The organism is Proteus sp. G2674, assembly GCF_009915195.1.
GTDB lineage: Bacteria > Pseudomonadota > Gammaproteobacteria > Enterobacterales > Enterobacteriaceae > Proteus > Proteus mirabilis.
In genome coordinates, this window is record NZ_JAABLS010000012.1 from 232,726 (window position 1) to 250,536 (window position 17,811).

At 40.0% G+C, this 17,811-nt stretch carries 16 protein-coding genes; 12 read left to right on the forward strand and 4 right to left on the reverse strand.

The features are described from left to right. Positions 1-329: 329 nt before the first annotated feature. The 7 genes from GWI58_RS04665 to GWI58_RS04695 all read left to right on the forward strand — a co-directional run bounded on the left by GWI58_RS04665 (position 330) and on the right by GWI58_RS04695 (position 8,655). Positions 330-1,319, forward strand: coding sequence for a hypothetical protein (locus tag GWI58_RS04665; RefSeq protein ID WP_004249227.1), 990 nt, complete (start codon positions 330-332; stop codon positions 1,317-1,319). Further along, the gene (locus GWI58_RS04670; protein WP_004245803.1) at positions 1,319-2,461 is read left to right on the forward strand and encodes a BamA/TamA family outer membrane protein; all 1,143 of its coding nucleotides are present in this window, start codon (positions 1,319-1,321) and stop codon (positions 2,459-2,461) included. The genes GWI58_RS04665 and GWI58_RS04670 overlap by 1 nt, the downstream gene beginning before the upstream one ends. Then, entirely contained in the window at positions 2,461-3,612 is a 1,152-nt protein-coding gene (locus GWI58_RS04675) for a DUF4056 domain-containing protein (RefSeq protein ID WP_094959329.1), read from the forward strand. The genes GWI58_RS04670 and GWI58_RS04675 overlap by 1 nt, the downstream gene beginning before the upstream one ends. A gap of 275 nt (positions 3,613-3,887) precedes the next feature. Next, the gene (locus tag GWI58_RS04680; RefSeq protein WP_004250146.1) at positions 3,888-4,682 is read left to right on the forward strand and encodes a protein bax; all 795 of its coding nucleotides are present in this window, start codon (positions 3,888-3,890) and stop codon (positions 4,680-4,682) included. Positions 4,683-4,846: 164 nt separating this feature from the next. Further along, positions 4,847-6,265, forward strand: a complete 1,419-nt coding sequence (locus GWI58_RS04685; protein WP_004245806.1) for an MBOAT family O-acyltransferase — start codon at positions 4,847-4,849, stop codon at positions 6,263-6,265. Continuing rightward, positions 6,252-7,445 (forward strand): SGNH/GDSL hydrolase family protein, encoded by a 1,194-nt coding sequence (locus GWI58_RS04690; protein WP_161768950.1) that lies wholly within the window; start codon positions 6,252-6,254, stop codon positions 7,443-7,445. Before GWI58_RS04685 ends, GWI58_RS04690 begins: the two co-directional genes overlap by 14 nt. Beyond that, positions 7,420-8,655, forward strand: a complete 1,236-nt coding sequence (locus tag GWI58_RS04695; protein ID WP_094959330.1) for an SGNH/GDSL hydrolase family protein — start codon at positions 7,420-7,422, stop codon at positions 8,653-8,655. Before GWI58_RS04690 ends, GWI58_RS04695 begins: the two co-directional genes overlap by 26 nt. 66 nt (positions 8,656-8,721) lie before the next feature. Here GWI58_RS04695 and GWI58_RS04700 read toward each other — a convergent pair whose 3' ends face one another. From GWI58_RS04700 to gntR, 4 genes are all read right to left on the reverse strand, one after another. Continuing rightward, on the reverse strand, positions 8,722-9,648 hold the full coding sequence (locus GWI58_RS04700) for a methyl-accepting chemotaxis protein (protein WP_094959331.1): 927 nt from the start codon (positions 9,646-9,648) through the stop codon (positions 8,722-8,724). A gap of 151 nt (positions 9,649-9,799) precedes the next feature. Further along, complete coding sequence (gntU, locus tag GWI58_RS04705; RefSeq protein WP_004245814.1) at positions 9,800-11,137, reverse strand: gluconate transporter; 1,338 nt, start codon at positions 11,135-11,137, stop codon at positions 9,800-9,802. Then, positions 11,134-11,688 (reverse strand): gluconokinase, encoded by a 555-nt coding sequence (gene gntK / locus GWI58_RS04710; RefSeq protein ID WP_004245815.1) that lies wholly within the window; start codon positions 11,686-11,688, stop codon positions 11,134-11,136. The genes gntU and gntK overlap by 4 nt, the downstream gene beginning before the upstream one ends. Positions 11,689-11,994: 306 nt before the next feature. Then, the gene (gntR, locus tag GWI58_RS04715; protein WP_004250141.1) at positions 11,995-12,990 is read right to left on the reverse strand and encodes a gluconate operon transcriptional repressor GntR; all 996 of its coding nucleotides are present in this window, start codon (positions 12,988-12,990) and stop codon (positions 11,995-11,997) included. Between the two features lie 234 nt (positions 12,991-13,224). Between gntR and GWI58_RS04720 the strand changes: the two genes are divergently transcribed. Genes GWI58_RS04720 through modD form a run of 5 tightly spaced genes read left to right on the forward strand, consistent with a single transcriptional unit; the run spans position 13,225 to position 17,698 of the window. Next, positions 13,225-14,256, forward strand: a complete 1,032-nt coding sequence (locus GWI58_RS04720; protein WP_046335014.1) for an iron ABC transporter substrate-binding protein — start codon at positions 13,225-13,227, stop codon at positions 14,254-14,256. After that, the gene (locus GWI58_RS04725; RefSeq protein WP_110229525.1) at positions 14,253-15,251 is read left to right on the forward strand and encodes a FecCD family ABC transporter permease; all 999 of its coding nucleotides are present in this window, start codon (positions 14,253-14,255) and stop codon (positions 15,249-15,251) included. The genes GWI58_RS04720 and GWI58_RS04725 overlap by 4 nt, the downstream gene beginning before the upstream one ends. After that, complete coding sequence (locus tag GWI58_RS04730; protein ID WP_110229526.1) at positions 15,248-16,042, forward strand: ABC transporter ATP-binding protein; 795 nt, start codon at positions 15,248-15,250, stop codon at positions 16,040-16,042. The genes GWI58_RS04725 and GWI58_RS04730 overlap by 4 nt, the downstream gene beginning before the upstream one ends. Beyond that, positions 16,029-16,853: a class I SAM-dependent methyltransferase gene (locus GWI58_RS04735; protein ID WP_110229527.1), complete on the forward strand. Its 825-nt coding sequence runs from the start codon at positions 16,029-16,031 to the stop codon at positions 16,851-16,853. Before GWI58_RS04730 ends, GWI58_RS04735 begins: the two co-directional genes overlap by 14 nt. Continuing rightward, positions 16,850-17,698, forward strand: a complete 849-nt coding sequence (gene modD, locus GWI58_RS04740; protein ID WP_110229528.1) for a ModD protein — start codon at positions 16,850-16,852, stop codon at positions 17,696-17,698. Before GWI58_RS04735 ends, modD begins: the two co-directional genes overlap by 4 nt. Positions 17,699-17,811 lie beyond the last annotated feature (113 nt).

Genomic DNA, 17,811 nt, shown 5'->3' on the forward strand with positions numbered 1-17,811 from the left:
GTTTGATATCCTGCATATCTTATCGCAGTTACTTATCAATGCGACCAATTAATCTTAACTTATCAATAACTGTACAAAAATAGTACAATCACGCTTGGTAAACCCCGTTATTTATCACCATAAAATCATCTGCTTTTATTAAGAATAAATGAAGATAAAGATGATTATTAGTTAAAAACACTTAGATAATACCGTGATAATACATATTGTTAAGCATTTTTATCTGCAATTAGCACTTATAGCTGGTGACCATATATAAGAAAAAGACTAAAATTTCGCGCTACTCTTTTACTTACTATTTGGTTATTTTTTATTTTTGTGGGTTATATATGAACTTTTCTCATTTTAATAAGGTAGTGTTTGCTGCCTCTCTTCTTGCTACTGGCTTTTCTTATGCGGATAGCGATCGCCCTCTGCTCTCTTTAAGTGTAAGCCAATCTGGCGGCACTGCGTTAAATAGCGAAGGTTCGTTAGATACCCGTACTCCTGCAAGCCAATCGCGCGTATTACCTATTTGGGGTGATGAAGCTCGCGCCCGTGGTTATGATTTACCAGAGCCATTTGGTGCAAGCTATAGCTATATGAATCTACGTCAAGATATTATTGTGGATAAAATTGGTTTTTCATCACCAGCACTACCTCAACTTAGTGATATAGTCAAAATTGATGTTGGACATACACGTGAAAAGAGTGAAACTCATATGCTCAAATTAGATAGTTGGGTTTTGCCTTTTTTCAATGTTTATGGCTTATATGGTAAAACAAAAGGTACATCTCGTTCAGTCTTAAAAAATGTTAATGTTCAAATCGGCCCTTTGGTTATCCCTGTTGCTAAAAATGAAATATTTAATTTAGATTTTGAAGGAAAAACCTATGGTGCTGGTTTTACTTTAGCGGGTGGTTATAACCAATTTTTTGGTACTTTTGATTTAAACTATACCAAAACAAGTCTTGATATTCTTGATGGGGATATTAAAGCCTTAGTCATTTCACCTCGTGTTGGCTATGAATTTGTTTTTCAACCTTTAATCACCGGCCAAGGTAATACCAAGCTACAAGTGTGGACAGGTGCCATGTATCAAGATATTACCCAACGCTTCAAAGGTGACGTAAGTAAATTAAGCTTACCAGCTAACTTTGAAGATATGGTTAATTCATTTGGTGGCAATATTAAATTCGACGTTGAACAACATCTTGCTCATAAATGGAACCAAACGGTAGGGGCTCGTTTAGAAGTCACCCGTAACTTTAATGTGATCACCGAAGTGGGCTTTAATAATCGTAATAGTTTCTTTGTTTCTGGTGAGTTCCGTTTTTAATGGTTAAAACATCTTTTATTTATGGGCTGGCCTTTGCCAGCCTATTTATTTCACACACAGCAAATGCCCAACTCTTTCCTGATAGACAACAAATCGACCAATGGTTAAATCAACTAGGAGGGAGCAATAATTTTGATCGCAGTAAAACCATCGACTGGGGCGTTTTACCCGGGCCTTTCTATACCCCTGAATTAGAGTTGGGTCTTGGGATCGCCGTTGTTGGGCTTTATCAAGCAGATAGTCGTCCCGACAGTAAAATTTCATCACTGTCATTAAGTGGCTTTGGTTCATCAACCGGGGCTTTTGGTATGACTTTTAGTAACTATACTTACCTTGCTGATGATACATGGCGCTTTTACCTTACTGGGGCATTAAATAATGTGCCGACCAACTTTTGGGGACAAGGCTATCATGAAGGACGAGTTAAAAAGAACTTTGCACAATATCGTTCACAAGAGCTACATTTAACGCCGACATTGCTACGTCAAATTACCAAAAACACCTATATTGGCTTAGGTTGGGATTACGCTAACTTACAAGCAGCAGCACCTGATGATGAGTTTAAAGCCTATATGAGCAAACGTCATTTGCCATTACGCTCTACCAGTTCAGGATTAAGTGTGCGCTTTACCTACGACAGTCGCGATTTTTTGCCTAACGCTCGCCAAGGCCAAGCCTTTGATATTAGCTATACTCATTATTCATCGGATACCGGTAGTAATAACCGTTTTAATGCAACCCAAATGCAGTACAACTATTATTATCCATTAACCGAAGATGCGGTACTCGCCTTTGATAGCTATGCTCGCTTTACCTCAGGAGATGTACCATGGACGCAACTGTCTAAATTAAGTAACGGCCATCAGATGCGTGGCTATTATGAAGGGCGTTATCAAGATAATCATGTTTTTTCTAGCCAGATAGAGTATCGGCAAAAGCTTAGTTGGCGTCATGGTATTGCATTATGGGCCGGAGGTGGCACATTGAGTAATCAAGCACGTGATCTCGGTAAAGGACATTGGCTACCCAGTGTTGGTATTGGTTATCGTTTTGAATTTAAACCACGCATGAATGTACGCCTCGATTTTGGTGTCGGTAAAGAGAGCACGGGATTTTATTTCCAAGTGGGTGAGGCATTTTGATGTTAACGCGTTTGGCTATTTTTAATATCATCTTCATATTGGTCATTTCAGGATGCACTACCTCATCTGTATCTGAAACCATTGCCGCTCATCTGGAAAGTGAAACTCAAGAAGAAGCCTCACAAGTTTGGCAAACGCCCCCCGCACTTGATGCACCTAATGGATTAAGACCTTGCTGTGCTTTTGGCTATAATTTAAAAGTCAAAGCATGGGGAATACCTATTCCTTTTTATCGTATCGATAATATTGTTGAAGCTTCTACTTTAGGTGATCATCGCTATAACGATAACTTTTGGCTGGGAACTGCCGCAGTATTAGGCATAGGCAGTGAAAAATCGGGCATAGTCTATTCACATAAAGGGGGCTTTCTTGATATCGCCCATATTCGTGATACCGCAGATTATACTTATTATCTCTTTAGCCATATCTATCCCAAATTAGGCCAAGAGTGGACGCTAACACTTAGTGACGAATTAGCACAGCGTAAAATTCACTTTAACCGCTTTACTCCTCCTAGTAGTGATCGACAACGTTATACCTTAAGTGCTTATCTTGCCGCGCGTTTAGCTTATCGCCTTGCCGTATGGCATGAGATTGCACAGTGGTACGGTTATCGCTCTGTGGCGGGATTTTCAGAAGGGATCTCCGCATTCTCACCAGAAGATCTCTACTCTAACCTAATGGGGGCGCGCTTATCACTTACCCTGATCCTCAATGGTGATGCCACAAACCTTGAGCACTATAACCAATCAATGCAGCGTATTATTCCCTCAGCACTCGCTCAATTAGAGGCGCAACCTCGTCAGGCCACCCAGCAATGGTTTGATTTAATTGATGGTCAATGGTGGAATAGCCAAGAGCGGGTACCCGATAAATTTTTAGTATTAAAGCGTGATTATCATCTTGCTGACAAACGCTATCCGGTATTGCCTTTTGGGGAGACAACTCCACCTCATTACCTGACATTACCCGATGTTTACGCAGGCTATTCTTTAAAACAATTAGCAGAATTTCAGCTTTGGCCTACTAAACAGATGGCAAATTTACCCGTCCCTAAAACTTATTGGAAAGAAGCGGATTTTGCTGATTTAGCAGAAAAAGCTCGCCAAATTGATCAAAAAACTCGACCAAAAACAACAAAAAATGACTAAACATTGAACAAAATTGACATATTAAAAACGCTAATTTATGATAAATTTGAGTTAAATAGCATTAATTTATATAAGAATAACTGAACAATAATCAAAAATCACATTTTTTGTTAAAAGAAAAAAGCGATTATAAAACGAGGCGTTCCAGTAAATAAGATACATTTTATTAACAATGCACTCGTAGTTATCCTAATGTAAGGCGATATTTTGTAGCTATAGAAAAAGTAATTTGCTAGTATTCGTTCGATTTTTATCCAGTTAAACGAGGAGAAGCAATGCCCTCTCAATTGATGAGGACAAGTGCCGTCTTCGCTTTCTTGATTTCACTACTCTTTACTGGTGTGAGTTTTGCCTCTACCAGTACCGGCAGTTCCCGAATGCTGCAGGCGGATACATTCAAAAGCACGACAACCTCGTTGCCAGATTTGAAAAAATATCCCTCGGGAACTCAGCGTAAGAAAGCGTTTTTAAATGTCATAGTTCCTATTATTGATAACATTAATAATAAGATATTGAGAGATCGTGAGTGGTTAACCGCTCAACGTAAAGCCCAACACTGGGGCAGTGCAGATTTGAAAAAACTGCGTGAAATCTGTCAATACTATGGCGTGACATGTACCAGCCCCAAAAAAGTGAATTGGGATTCGTTACTGGCTCGCGTTGATATTATTCCGACTCATTTTGTCGCAACGCAAGCCGCAACAGAATCAGGTTGGGGAACATCAAAATTGGCACAGCAAAACAATAACTTATTCGGTATGCGATGTGGTAACCGGTCTTGCAATAATGTCCCTGGGAAAACCAAAGGCTATGCAGCCTACCCGGATATTGAAGGCTCAGTGATTGCTTATATGCGTAATCTCAATACGCACCGCGCCTATAATTCATTGCGCTCATCAAGAGCACAGCAAAGAATGACGCAACAGCAACTCGATCCACGCCAGTTAATCACCGACTTGAAAGGCTATTCAGAATTAGGTTCAAGTTACAATGATTATCTGACCGAAATGTTCGACTCAAATAAGAAGCTGATCACGCAAGTTCAGTTACAGTCGAAACGAGAAAGTTAGTCCTAAATAGCTATTCATAGCAAACAAAAGCCACTTTTCATTTATCTGAAAAGTGGCTTTTATTTATCACAAGATAATCTTTTGATTGAAAGCAAGCTAATAATTCATAATATAGGGAGTAACACATTTGGTATGACTGTTAAATCACACCCTTAGAGCCATTTATGAATTTTTTTTCATTCGAGTTTCTCGGAGCCTTTACGAGCTTTTTTATTATCTATTGGCTCTTCCAAAAACAGGTTAAGATCCAAAATATCTTACTCATCATAGTAAGTTATGCTTTTCTATTCTATGTCGACTACCGTCCTGCTGTTATCTTATTAAGCTATACGCTTTTGATTTACTCATTAGCCAATATACTCACCCGCTATACATCAACGAAAGTGATTTATTGGTTACTGGGGCTGTTAGTTGCCCTCTATTTTACTGCCTTTAAATATTACTCATTTTTCCAAGAATCATTGACACAACTATTCTCACAGTGGGGATTAAGTGTTGAATTACCAATTATTGAACTACTGGCACCATTAGGGTTATCGTTTTATATCTTCCACTCTGTTAGCTATGTCGTTTCAGTGTGTCGCAAAGAGATCCCTAAAGCCCCTTTTCTTGATGTCGTGCTCTACTTATGCTTTTTCCCAAGCATTGTGGCGGGACCGATTAATCGTGCCAAACAATTTTTACCACAAATTCAAGCACCAACCCGTAAAATTATCGACTATAAAGGGGCTATCATGCTGATTGTATTAGCAATCGCTAAGCTCTTTTGGTTAAGTGGTTGGTTGTCGACAAATTATGTCGATCCTATTTTTAATGCCCCTGATTTAGCCACTAGCGGACAAGTACTGGTGGCGACCTATGCTTATGCATGGCATATCTATTTTAACTTCTCGGGTTATACCAATTTAGTGACAGGTATTGCGCTATTACTGGGTTTTGTTGTCCCTCGTAACTTTAATGCACCTTATTTAGCCATCAATCTTGCTGATTTTTGGCGTCGTTGGCATATAAGTTTATCAACGTTTATTCGCGATTATGTTTATATCCCTTTGGGGGGAAATCGTAAGGGCGTTATTCGACAAAATGTGAATGCCTTTGCCGCGATGGTTATCTCTGGTTTATGGCATGGCGCAGCTATGACGTTTATTATCTGGGGAGCCATTCATGGTATTGGTGTGGTGATATTAAATATCAAACACCGCCTTTTCCCCGCCGCCAAACATGACGCCAATAGCATGCTAGCATCATTAAAAATGTTGTTATCTTGGATAATTACCTTCCATTTTGTGTGCTTTGCGTGGATCTTTTTTCGCAGCCAAACCGTCAATGATGCTTGGATATTAATCCAACAACTCTTTAGTGCAGGTGCTTGGCAGTCGCTACAAGCCGAAGGGCTAACCCTGTTTATGTTCTGGGGACTGTTCTTACTGTATCCTTGTTTTGTCACTTTAAGGGCAATTATTGCGCGACTTGAGAAAAAAGTGCCTTGGTATGTTTATCCACTACCATTAGCGTTGATCCTTACAATTATATTTATGTTGTCTCCTGATGGGGTTCCGGGATTTATTTATGCCAGCTTTTGATTTCAGTTCAAATTTAAAAAAGACCGTAAAAGTGGCTTTAATGGTGCTCTTCAGCACACTATTTCTTATTTGGCTAAACCAAACATCATTAGAGCGCTTTTGGCAACAACAATACCATCGCCCAGCCCCTTGGTCGGGCTTATCACAATATTATGCTTGGCAAGTAGGAGGTCAGTTGCGAGATGGCGTATTTGTCGCAGTAACAAGCTATAGTGATTATTTGCGAGTTAATCACCCGGATAATCAGGCCAAACCAATAACGCCTCGTCAAGAACAAACCGCCTTTCCAGAAGGATTTGCAGTAGGGCTACATTTTATCAATGGCTATACTCGCCCCGCTTCGCAATTAACACAACAGTTTCCGCAACTCCTACAACGTCAATATGCACAAGGTACATTAGCAAATACATCAACTATTGATCTGACAAAAGCCGCTGCTGAAGCCCAAAAACCTATTGTGCAAAAAACAGATGTCATATTATCTCCCAAAGACAAAGTGCTGTTTGCTGGAGATTCAATGATGCAAGGCGTTGCCCCCTTATTAAAACGCCAATTGCAAACAGATTATAATATAAGCAGTATTGATTTGAGCAAACAGAGCACAGGATTAGCCTATCCTAAGTTTTTTAATTGGCCTCAAACTATTGCTAATCGGTTAGCTAGCGATGATTCCATTAAGTTACTGGTTGTTTTTTTAGGGCCTAATGATCCTTGGGACATGCCCCCAGATGGTGGCGGACGTTATTTAAAATTTGCCAGTGAAGCGTGGGGCGCCTTATATCGCGCACGTATTGCCAGCATTATCGATAATGCACGCCAACATAATGTGAGCGTGATTTGGATTGGCCCTCCGAATATGCGTAAGCAAAAATTATCTCAAGGTATGGCTTATCTAAATCAACTTTACCGGGAAGAAACAGAAAAAACGGGAGAAATTTACCTTTCTGTCAATGATATGTTTAAATATGAAAAAGATATTTATTCTGATTATATCGGTGATGGTAGCAGCCGCGTGAAACTAAGAGCAGGCGACGGTATTCACTTTAGTTTAAAAGGGCAACAAATCATTGCTCAGCAGGTATTCTCGCGTATCCATCTGCAAAAAGTTGATGATGTGCCAGATGATGTAACAGACAAAAATATGGTCACGCCAAATGAAACAATTAACGCACATCCTTAAACCTCGAACCTTAGTCAGTCGTTCTATTATACTGGCTTTGGTTTCGCTGTTAGTCGCTTGTAACCAAGAGAAAGATAAATCTCTTACGCTATCAACACCTAGCGTGTTACCTGCAGATGGTTCAAGACAACTCTACAACTACCATGATCCCAACTTTGCCGCTTTTGCACAAAAGTTAAAGCAACGGCGCCAAAGGGTACATATCGTACAGTTGGGTGATTCACATACCGCTGCAGATTTTTTCAGTGGTAAACTACGTGAACGTTTTCAAGCTGATTATGGCAATGGTGGTATAGGTTTTATTCCCCCCACCGCTATTGCGGGTCAACGTATTGCCAATATCCAATATCAAAGCAGTAAAAAAGCGTGGGATTTACTTTCCAGTCGCAAAGAAAGCGATCCTGATTTTCCCTTAGGAGGATTTATCGCTGAGCCAGTCGCGAAATGGTCAGCATTGCAACTAAATGAAAATCCGACAACAACAGGTCAGCGTTACCAATTACAAGCGTTATATAAGGCGCCTACGGCTTCACAAATCCATTTACAGTCCGCTGGCAGTAAAACACTTTCACTTTCACAGACACAAGGTGAATGGCAATTTTCTAAACCCACAACGATCACCTTCCCAATCAATATTACGATTAGTAAAAACCAACCGATTAAATTAGGTGGTTGGTTAATTAGCAACCAAAAGCCAGGGGTGATGTTATCCGCATTAGGTATTAACGGCGCAACCATTAATATGATGGATAAATGGGGAGCACAGTGGAGTAAAACATTAGGTCAATTACATCCCGATATGGTGATTTTAGCTTATGGCACTAATGAAGCCTTTAATGATACGTTTGATTTAGTGGCTTACCGACAACTGCTTGTTGAAAAAATTCGTCAAATCCGCCAGCAAGCCCCGAATAGTGCCATTTTATTAATTGGTCCGTCGGATTCTATTAAGAATAAAGACGCATCAGATTGTCGCTCTCAACAACCCCAATGGTTAACCGATATTATTCGTATCCAAAAGGAAGTCGCTCAACAAGAGCGTACATTATTCTGGGATTGGCGCGATTATATGGGAGGAGAGTGCTCAATTAAAGCATGGTCTATTTATGATCTTGCAAGGCCGGATGGTGTCCATCTTTCTCGTGAAGGGTATGAAAGTAGTGCAAATACTCTCTATAGCCAATTATCAGCGCTGATTAATAAAAGTTAGATATTATTATAACGAAAAGGAGCCTCAGCTCCTTTCTCGTTATGTGGACTCTCTGTCATCGCATTATTAATTATGTAAAGCATCAATATATTTAATGACATCAACACTCGCTTGTTCCATTTGCTGAATATACTTCACTACCGCATCCGGATCACCGGCCATATTCGCCGCCAATGCAAGACGCCCACTTTGGTGAACCAATTTATGAGGCTCTTCTAAGCGACGAAAAGCTTCACTACCAGCAAATTTGCGTCCTTCACCTTGGTAGTACCATTTTCCTAAACGACATTCAGTATGCTGATTAACACAATTTTCATCATCATTATTTAATAAGTGAATATAAATCGCTTCTTTCCATAAAACATGATCTATTTTCACAGTATTAAAAAATTGTTGTATCGACATAAACTGAAAGATATTTTTTAAATCATTGGCTTGTTGAGCAAGCGCAGATAAATTAGCATGACCTTCCGTAACAAGATTTTTTATTTGCTTCAGTTGTTCTTGATTTTTCTGAGTATTTTGTTTTATTGGTGTAAAGCGGGCACTTACATTATTGTTGATAGACGCTATTTCTGAGGCCTGATTTTGGATCTTTTGTGAAAGGCTTTTCATCTCTTGTGCTAATACAGAAAATCCTGCACCTGCATGACCTATATGTCCTGCCTCTATTGCTGAATTAATTGATAATATATTGGCTTGATTTGACAGTTTATCAATATTATTAGCGCTATCTTTTATTTTATTTAGCCATTTAGCAAAATTCTCAATTTCTTCATTACTATGAGTAAAATGCTCATCAATTTCATTAAAAAAGACCACTAATGATTCTGCATTGATAAGCATGTCATTAAAGAGATGTTCCATTTCTTCCAGCAATGCTAGCTTTTCTTGTAATTTCTGACTAGATGCCAAAATGGAATCACGAATAAGTGTAATGGTATGAATATTACACTCCGTATGCTGTTTAAACAGTGAATTATAATCACCCATAAAAATATCAGCCTCACCATGTTCACAAAACAATAAGACCTGTAGATTAATCAGTTGTTAACTATTTTCTATCAGATTTAATGGTGATTTATAGCAATGAAAAATGGCGCACCTATTGATGCGCCATTTGTTAAAAAGGAACAGCTCATTTTTATAAAAATGCAAAGAAAATCATTCCAACCACTGCGCCTGTAGTACCTAAAATGGTTTCCATTAATGACCATGTTTTTAAGGTTTGCCCTTCTGTCGCACCAGTAAATTTACCGTATAACCAGAAGCCGGAGTCATTAACATGGCTTAAAATAATAGAGCCACCGGCAATACAAACCGATAACGCTGCCATTTGTGCACCGCTATAACCTAATTCACTGATCACCGGTAACACTAAACCAACCGCAGTTAAACAAGCCACAGTCGCAGAGCCTTGAATAACACGTACAGCACCTGCAAGAATAAAACAAGCCACAGCAATCGGCATACCTGCACCAATTAATGCATTCCCTAATGCTGGCCCCACACCTGAATCCACCAGCACCTGTTTAAATACGCCACCAGCACCCGTGACTAATAAGATGATCCCCGCAGGTTGGATAGCCGCAGAGCATACTTCCATGACTTTTTCTTTGCTCATTCCACGGCGAATAGCCAAGCCATAAATAGCCACTAAACACGCCACAAGGATGGCAATAAAGGGGTGACCAATAAACTCAAGAATATTGAATAGCTGAGAGTCAGGCTCAACAAAACGCGCACCAATGGTTTTACATCCAACCAAGACTAATGGCAATAAGACCAATGCAAGACTGAAGCCAAAAGAAGGCATTTTACTTTGTCCTAAGCTTGGCTCATCAAAATCTTTCGGTAATTCTAAGGTCACATAACGGCTAATAAAGTTACCAAAAATAGGCCCCGCTAATAACATACCTGGAATGGCTGCACATAAACCAATTAAGATCATCCAACCAAAATCAGCATTCATCTGGTCAGCAAGCAACATAGGCGTTGGCCCCGGTAATAAGAAAGCGGCGGCCCCTGCAACACCGGCAAAGAGAGGGATCGCCATTTTAACAACATTTCCCCCCGTACGACGGGCAACAGCAAATACCACCCCGATCAGTAAAACCACCGCAACATCGAAAAACAGAGGTAATGCGCAAACTAAACCCGCAATACCCAGTGCATAGTTAGCCCGTTTTTCACCAAAGGATTTCAGTAGCCGTACCGCAATTTGGTCTAATGCCCCCGTTTCATGCAGAATTTTACCAAACATTGCCCCCAAGGCGACCACGATGGAGAGAAAACCCAGTGTTCCCCCCATTCCGTTTTGCATGGTTTGCGTGATTTTTTCTAACGGCATACCAGAGAAAATGCCAGCACCAATAGCAACAATCATTAACGCAATAAAGGCGTGTAAACGCGCATACATTACAAAGAAGAGCAATAATAGGACGGAGCCAACCGCAGTTAGCACCAGTGTTAATGTACTCATACCGCACTCTCCTCAGTAATAGGTTTAGTAACAGATTCTATAGTGTTGATGACATTTTCAATCACGTTATCAAGAGATGGCGAAATATCTATTTCATAAACATCAGGTTCGTCATTCGTTGGCTCTTCTAATGTTTCAAATTGAGTAATCAACATCTGTGGTTTAAAGAAGTGACCTTTACGCTCTTTTAAACGACTTTCAATTAGCGCGTAATCCCCTTTTAAATAGAGAAAATGTAAGCAGTGATTACCTTCTCTTAACATATCGCGATACTGTTTTTTTAATGCGGAACAAACGATTAATGACACTTTATTGGTTCTTTGCATTGCAAAAGCAGCATCATTGAGAGCGTGTAACCAAGGTTTGCGATCTTCATCATTTAAAGCATGACCTGAAGCCATTTTAGTGATGTTTGCACGAGGATGAAGGAAATCGCCATCTAAAAATGCCGCACCGATACGTTGTGCTACACCATTTGCAACCGCTGATTTACCGCTGCCTGATACCCCCATTAAGATAAAGACATGGTGTAGGGATTGGGTATCTTTCATATATTGCTCCTTTAGGCAGTTATTAACTTTTTTGTAATGTTACCCGTAACTGTTACGGGTAACATTACTCGATCCAGAAAGATAAAAACAACCTACAAAACAAACTATGAAATGAAAATGTGAAGCGTCTCGCAAATAGATTGTGGAAAAACAACAAAGTTACAACAAAATCATAAGTAATTGATAAGTTAACGACTGATTTTTACAAAGCAAAAAAACGCTAGGATATATCACTATATAATCAAAAATAGGGTCAATAAAAAAACCCTACCAAAGAAAAAAATAATTTAATAATCAAATGAATAACTAAATACTTTCACCGGTGATGATACGGAATCCCACATCAATCACTTGCCCACGAGCAATTTTACCCTTCATTCTTTTTAGTAATAAATCCGCCGCTTGTTGCCCCATTTCATCACGTGGCGTAAAAATACTGGCTAACCGTGGAGTCATGACTTGTCCCACATCATGACCGTGGAAACCGGAAATAGCAATTTGCTCAGGTACCGCAATCCCCATACGCTGACATTCGAAAATAGCCCCTATCGCAATATCATCATTGGTGCAATAGAGCCCATCTAAGTCAGGATATTGCTTGCGTGCCTCATGTAAAAGTTCTGTACCTAACGAATAAGAAGAGCTTTTAGGTGTCATCACATGACCTATGGGTAAGCCTGCTTCTTGCATCGCTTGTTCATATCCTTGTAAACGCATTAATGTTCGCTCATCTTGTCTTGCCCCAAGATAGATAATTCGTTTACAACCACGATGGATCATTTCACTGACCATTTTTCGCGAGGCTTCAATATTGTCTAACCCTACCGCCGAATCAAAACAAGGTGAAACACTATCCATAATTTCCACCACCGGAATACCCGCCGTTTCCAGCATTTTGACCGTTTTGGGTGTGTGTGTTCTTTCCGCTAAGATCAAGCCATCAATATTATAAGAAAGCAGAGAAATAAGACGCTCTTCTTCTTTTTCTGCTTGATAGCCATAGTGCGCCAACATGGTTTGATAACCATATTTATCCGTCACAGATTCAATACCACGGATAACTTGTGCAAACACTTGGTTAGTAAGAGAAGGCAATAATACGCCAATCGCATGGCTGGTCGCATTCGACAAAATATCAGGTGCACGATTAGGAATATAATTCAGGCTGTCTAATTCACGAGCGATTTTGACTCGTAATGCTTCGGAAACTTGTTCTGGATTACGCAAAAAACGACTAACTGTCATTTTTGTGACACCAACACGGTCGGCAACATCCTGTAATGAGGGGCGTTTTTTTTTCATTTTATATCGTAACTATCCAAAATATCAGTATTAATACGCACTTGAGGTTTATTTAACAAACCTGATTATATCCTTAGGTTATACACTATTTCGAATAAAGTTTATCGGATGTCTTCTTAGATTTAATTTTGAATGCCTCTCCCTTGACTTAAGCCAAAGGAAATATAGTATGCATCGTTATATAATTTATGAAATAACGATTATTAATATAAAACAACACTACAGTGTGAACCTATGGCTATCCACAGACGACAATTTCTGAGTTATTTAACGACGCTTGCAGCATTATCAGCACTGCCACGTTGTGCAAGAGCGGCAATCACTTCGCGTATCGCCGCTCAATTTGGTGTGCTTCCTACACCAGAAAATATTCATCGCGTTATTAGCGCAGGCCCACCAACCGACCAACTGTTGTTGGCTTTAGTACCAGAAAAATTATTAGGTTTCTCCTCGCTTAATCTAGGAAAAAGTAGCTTATTTGCCGACAAGTTGCGTAAATTGCCCCATTTAGGCCGTCTGTCTGGCCGTGGTAGTACACTCTCCTTAGAAACATTAATGGCGCTAGAGCCAGATATCATTATTGATAGTGGTAATGTTGATGAAACCTATCGTTCATTAGCTAAACGTGTTAGTACGCAAACAGGTGTACCTTATGTGTTAATTGACGGCAGCTTAAAAGACAGCCCAACTCAGTTACGCCAAACGGGGGCTTTATTAGGTGTGGCAGAAAAAGCAGAAACATTAGCACTTATTGCAGAGCAGTATCTTAGTGATGCGACCTTGTTTGCTTCTACTCTAAAAATAAGACCTCGTTTTTACCTTGCACGTGGTGCAAAAGGCTTACAAACGGGCTCAACAGGATCTATTCATACTGAAGCTATTGAACTATTAGGGTTCGAAAATGTCGCTGATATTGCAGGTTTTACCGGTCTTACTGATGTTTCCCCTGAACAACTCCTTATGTGGAACCCTGAAGTTATCATCACACAAGATGAAAATGCCTATCAACAAATCAGGCAAGACTCTATATGGAAAAATATCCAAGCTGTTAAAAATAATAAAGTGTTATTATTTAAAGGCTTACCATTTGGCTGGTTAGATGGCCCTCCTGGTATCAACCGTTTAATGGGAATGCGTCGCTTACAGAGCCATTTTGACCATCGAATAGCAAAACAAGCCACGCAAGATCTGCAAAATTACTTTGCTTATTTTTACCATACATCGTTAAGTGCTGAGCAATGCCAGCTGTTGATGAGGTCTTCATGAGCCAATCAGCACGTATCACTCTGTTGTTGCTGTTATTCTCAGCGGCTGTAGTTATTGCTATCACTAGTGGTAAGTATTCACTTACTCTCAATGAACTGTGGACAGTCGTCAGTAGCAAATTAACCGGGCATATTGAAGAGAGTCGAACAGCAACTGTGTTCTGGCAAATACGCTTGCCTCGAGTACTTGCTGCCATTTTAATTGGAGGTGGACTTGCTATTGCGGGGGCGGCTTATCAAGGTATGTTCCGTAACCCACTAGTATCACCTGACATTCTCGGAGTGTCATCAGGGGCTGGAGTCGGTGCTGTATTGGGTATTTTTCTTGGTCACTCCATGTTGTCAATTCAGCTTTTTGCTTTTGCGGGAGGACTTATCACTGTTGCTTTAGTCTATTTTATTGCCAAATTGGCGAAACAACAGGATCCGGTCCTTTCTCTCGTTTTAGTCGGTATTGCGATTAGCGCCTTATGTGGCTCAGCTATTTCATTAATGAAAATTTTAGCTGATCCTTATACTCAGCTACCTTCCATCACTTTTTGGCTGTTAGGAGGGCTATCAACTATCACGGCGCCTGATTTACTCTCTGTTGCACCTTTAATGCTACTCGGGTTTATTCCACTGATTTTATTACGCTGGCGAATGAATATTCTCAGCCTTTCTGATGAAGAAGCGCGCTCCTTAGGCCTTAATGTAGAAATTACCAGACTTATCTTTATTTTATCGGCCACATTAATCACCGCGAGTGCAGTTTCTATTGCGGGCATTATTGGCTGGTTAGGTTTAATTGTTCCGCATATCGCAAGATTGTTAGTTGGTGCTAACTTCGGATATCAACTGCCTATTTCCTTACTTGTGGGCGCAACAATGTTATTAATAACGGATACACTAGCACGAACTATTGCGAATATTGAGTTGCCTTTAGGCATTTTAACCTCAGCTATTGGTGCGCCTTTCTTTCTGATCTTATTACTCAAAACAAGGCGGGATAGATGATCATCACTGCAGCAAAACAACTCACAATTGGCTATAAAACAACACCCTTGATCCAAAACCTCTCTTTTCATATTAAACAAGGGCAAATTGTCTGTTTATTAGGCGCAAATGGCTGTGGTAAAACCACGTTGATGCGTACCTTACTTGGTTTGTTACCCAGTCTTGCAGGTCGTATTATCATTGAAGGCAAAGAAATAAGTAAGTGGTCACCAACTGATTTAGCCAAAGTGATTGCCTATGTTCCTCAAGCAACCCACCTCCCTTTTTCTTTTAAAGTGATTGATATGGTGATTATGGGGCGTGGAGCACATATCTCTTTTTTCTCGATGCCTAGCTCACAAGATAAAGCAATGGCAATGGAAACCTTAGAAATGCTCTCTCTTTCGCATCTTGCTCACCGCACTTTTGATACGTTAAGTGGTGGTGAAAAACAGTTGGTATTGATTGCACGGGCTTTGGTGCAACAACCTAAATTACTGATTATGGATGAACCTGCTGCCAGCCTTGATTTTGGTAACCAAATCAAGCTAATTAACCAAATTAAGACACTAAAAGCCTTGGGTATAAGTGTGTTTATGTCTACACATCATCCACAACATGCCGCTTTACTGGCAGATGAGGTGATTTTACTCACCTCTCATCGCCACGTTTTACAAGATAAACCTGAGCTTCTGCTCACCCCCGAACATTTAGCTCAGCTTTATAATGTGAAACCCACTGATATTCAGGCGCACTTTTACGCCTACCCTGATAATAACAATCCATATAGGCAAGAATATGAACACCATTGAAACCACAGATTTTGCTGAGCTTTATAAAAACCATATGCAACAGGCACAAAGAACCAAAAAAGAGCCTGAACATTGGGATAAACGCGCTGAAAAAATGGCAGAAAACTGTGCGGATCCCAACGATCCCTATTTGATCAAGTTTCGTGAAATGATGGATTTTTCCGATGCTGAAACACTATTGGATGTCGGCTGTGGACCTGGCTCTATTAGTATTCATGTTGCTGACAAGTTTAAAAAAATAATTGGGATAGATTATAGTACCGGCATGCTAACCGTTGCCAAACGTAGAGCCGCACAAACGGGTATTCATCATGCTGATTTTCTTCATTATTCATGGGAAGATAATTGGGATGCGCTTCCACCTTGTGATATTGCGGTCGCTTCACGCTCCACATTGGTGATGGATTTAAAAGCTGCGCTGTTAAAACTAAATCGCCAAGCTAAATTACGGGTTTATACCACTCACACCGTATCACCCACTTTTGTTGATCAACGTATTCTTCGCTTATTAGGTCGCAATGTTCCCACATTGCCGACCTATATTTACGCAGTCAATATCCTTAACCAAATGGGGATCCACCCTAAAGTAGATTATATCCGTAGCCGTAATTGCCAAAATAATTTTAATAGCCTTGAGCAGTTTATTGACAGTATTAACTTCTCTGTAGGGCCTTTAAACGAAAATGAAATTGCACACTTAACCACTTATTATCATGAAAGTATGAAAAATGATGTGGCCCTTATATCGCCAACGCGTGATTGGGCAATGGTTTCTTGGGATGTCGTTCCTGAAAGCGAGCTAACCTTATGATTTACTATCCCGATGCCTTTCTTGATAATTTATTGCTGGAAGATATTCAATATGGCGATTTGACTTGTCGCGCACTCAATATTAACCATCAATTAGGCACAATAACTTTTACATGTCGTGAAGCCGGCTGTGTCAGTGGTCTCACCCTAGGCTGCCGTTTATTAGAAAAATTAGGACTGACTGTCACCGCACATCTACAAGAGGGTGATTTTGCCAAGCAAGGTGATTGTTTAATTAGTGCAGAAGGTCGAGCAGATGCACTACACCAAGGCTGGAAAGTGGTGCAAAACGTGCTGGAATGGAGTTGTGGTGTGAGTGACTATATGGCAAAAATGCTCGAAATCTATCATCGCTACCAACCTAAAGGGCAAATTGCGTGTACACGTAAAAATATCCCTAATACCAAATTACTGGCCACTCAAGCGGTACTTGCGGGTGGTGGTATTATTCATCGCCAAGGCTGTTCTGAAACTATTTTACTCTTTGCTAACCATCGTCATTTTTTATCCGAGCCAGATAATTGGTTACAACAGGTTACACAGTTACGCCAAGCGGCACCTGAAAAATGCATTGTTGTGGAAGCAGATAACTTACAACAAGCAAGAGAAGCGTTAAAAGCGCAGCCAGATATCTTACAACTGGATAAATTTTCTATTGAAGATATTACCTTACTACAACAAGAGGCTCCGCAGATTGCCCCACGCTGTCATCTTTCTGTCGCTGGGGGAATTAATCTAAATACTATTGAAAAATATGCCCAAACAGGGATCGGCTTAATGGTGACATCAGCACCTTATTACGCACCACCTAGTGATATCAAAGTTCGCCTTTACCCTAAAAATTAAATCAAAACACAGATAAAAATATTAGTTTATTGACTGATAAAGATGAGTGCCTACATTAGGTAAGCACTCACTTTGTAACTTTAACTTGCGTCTATCGTTATATAAATAATTAT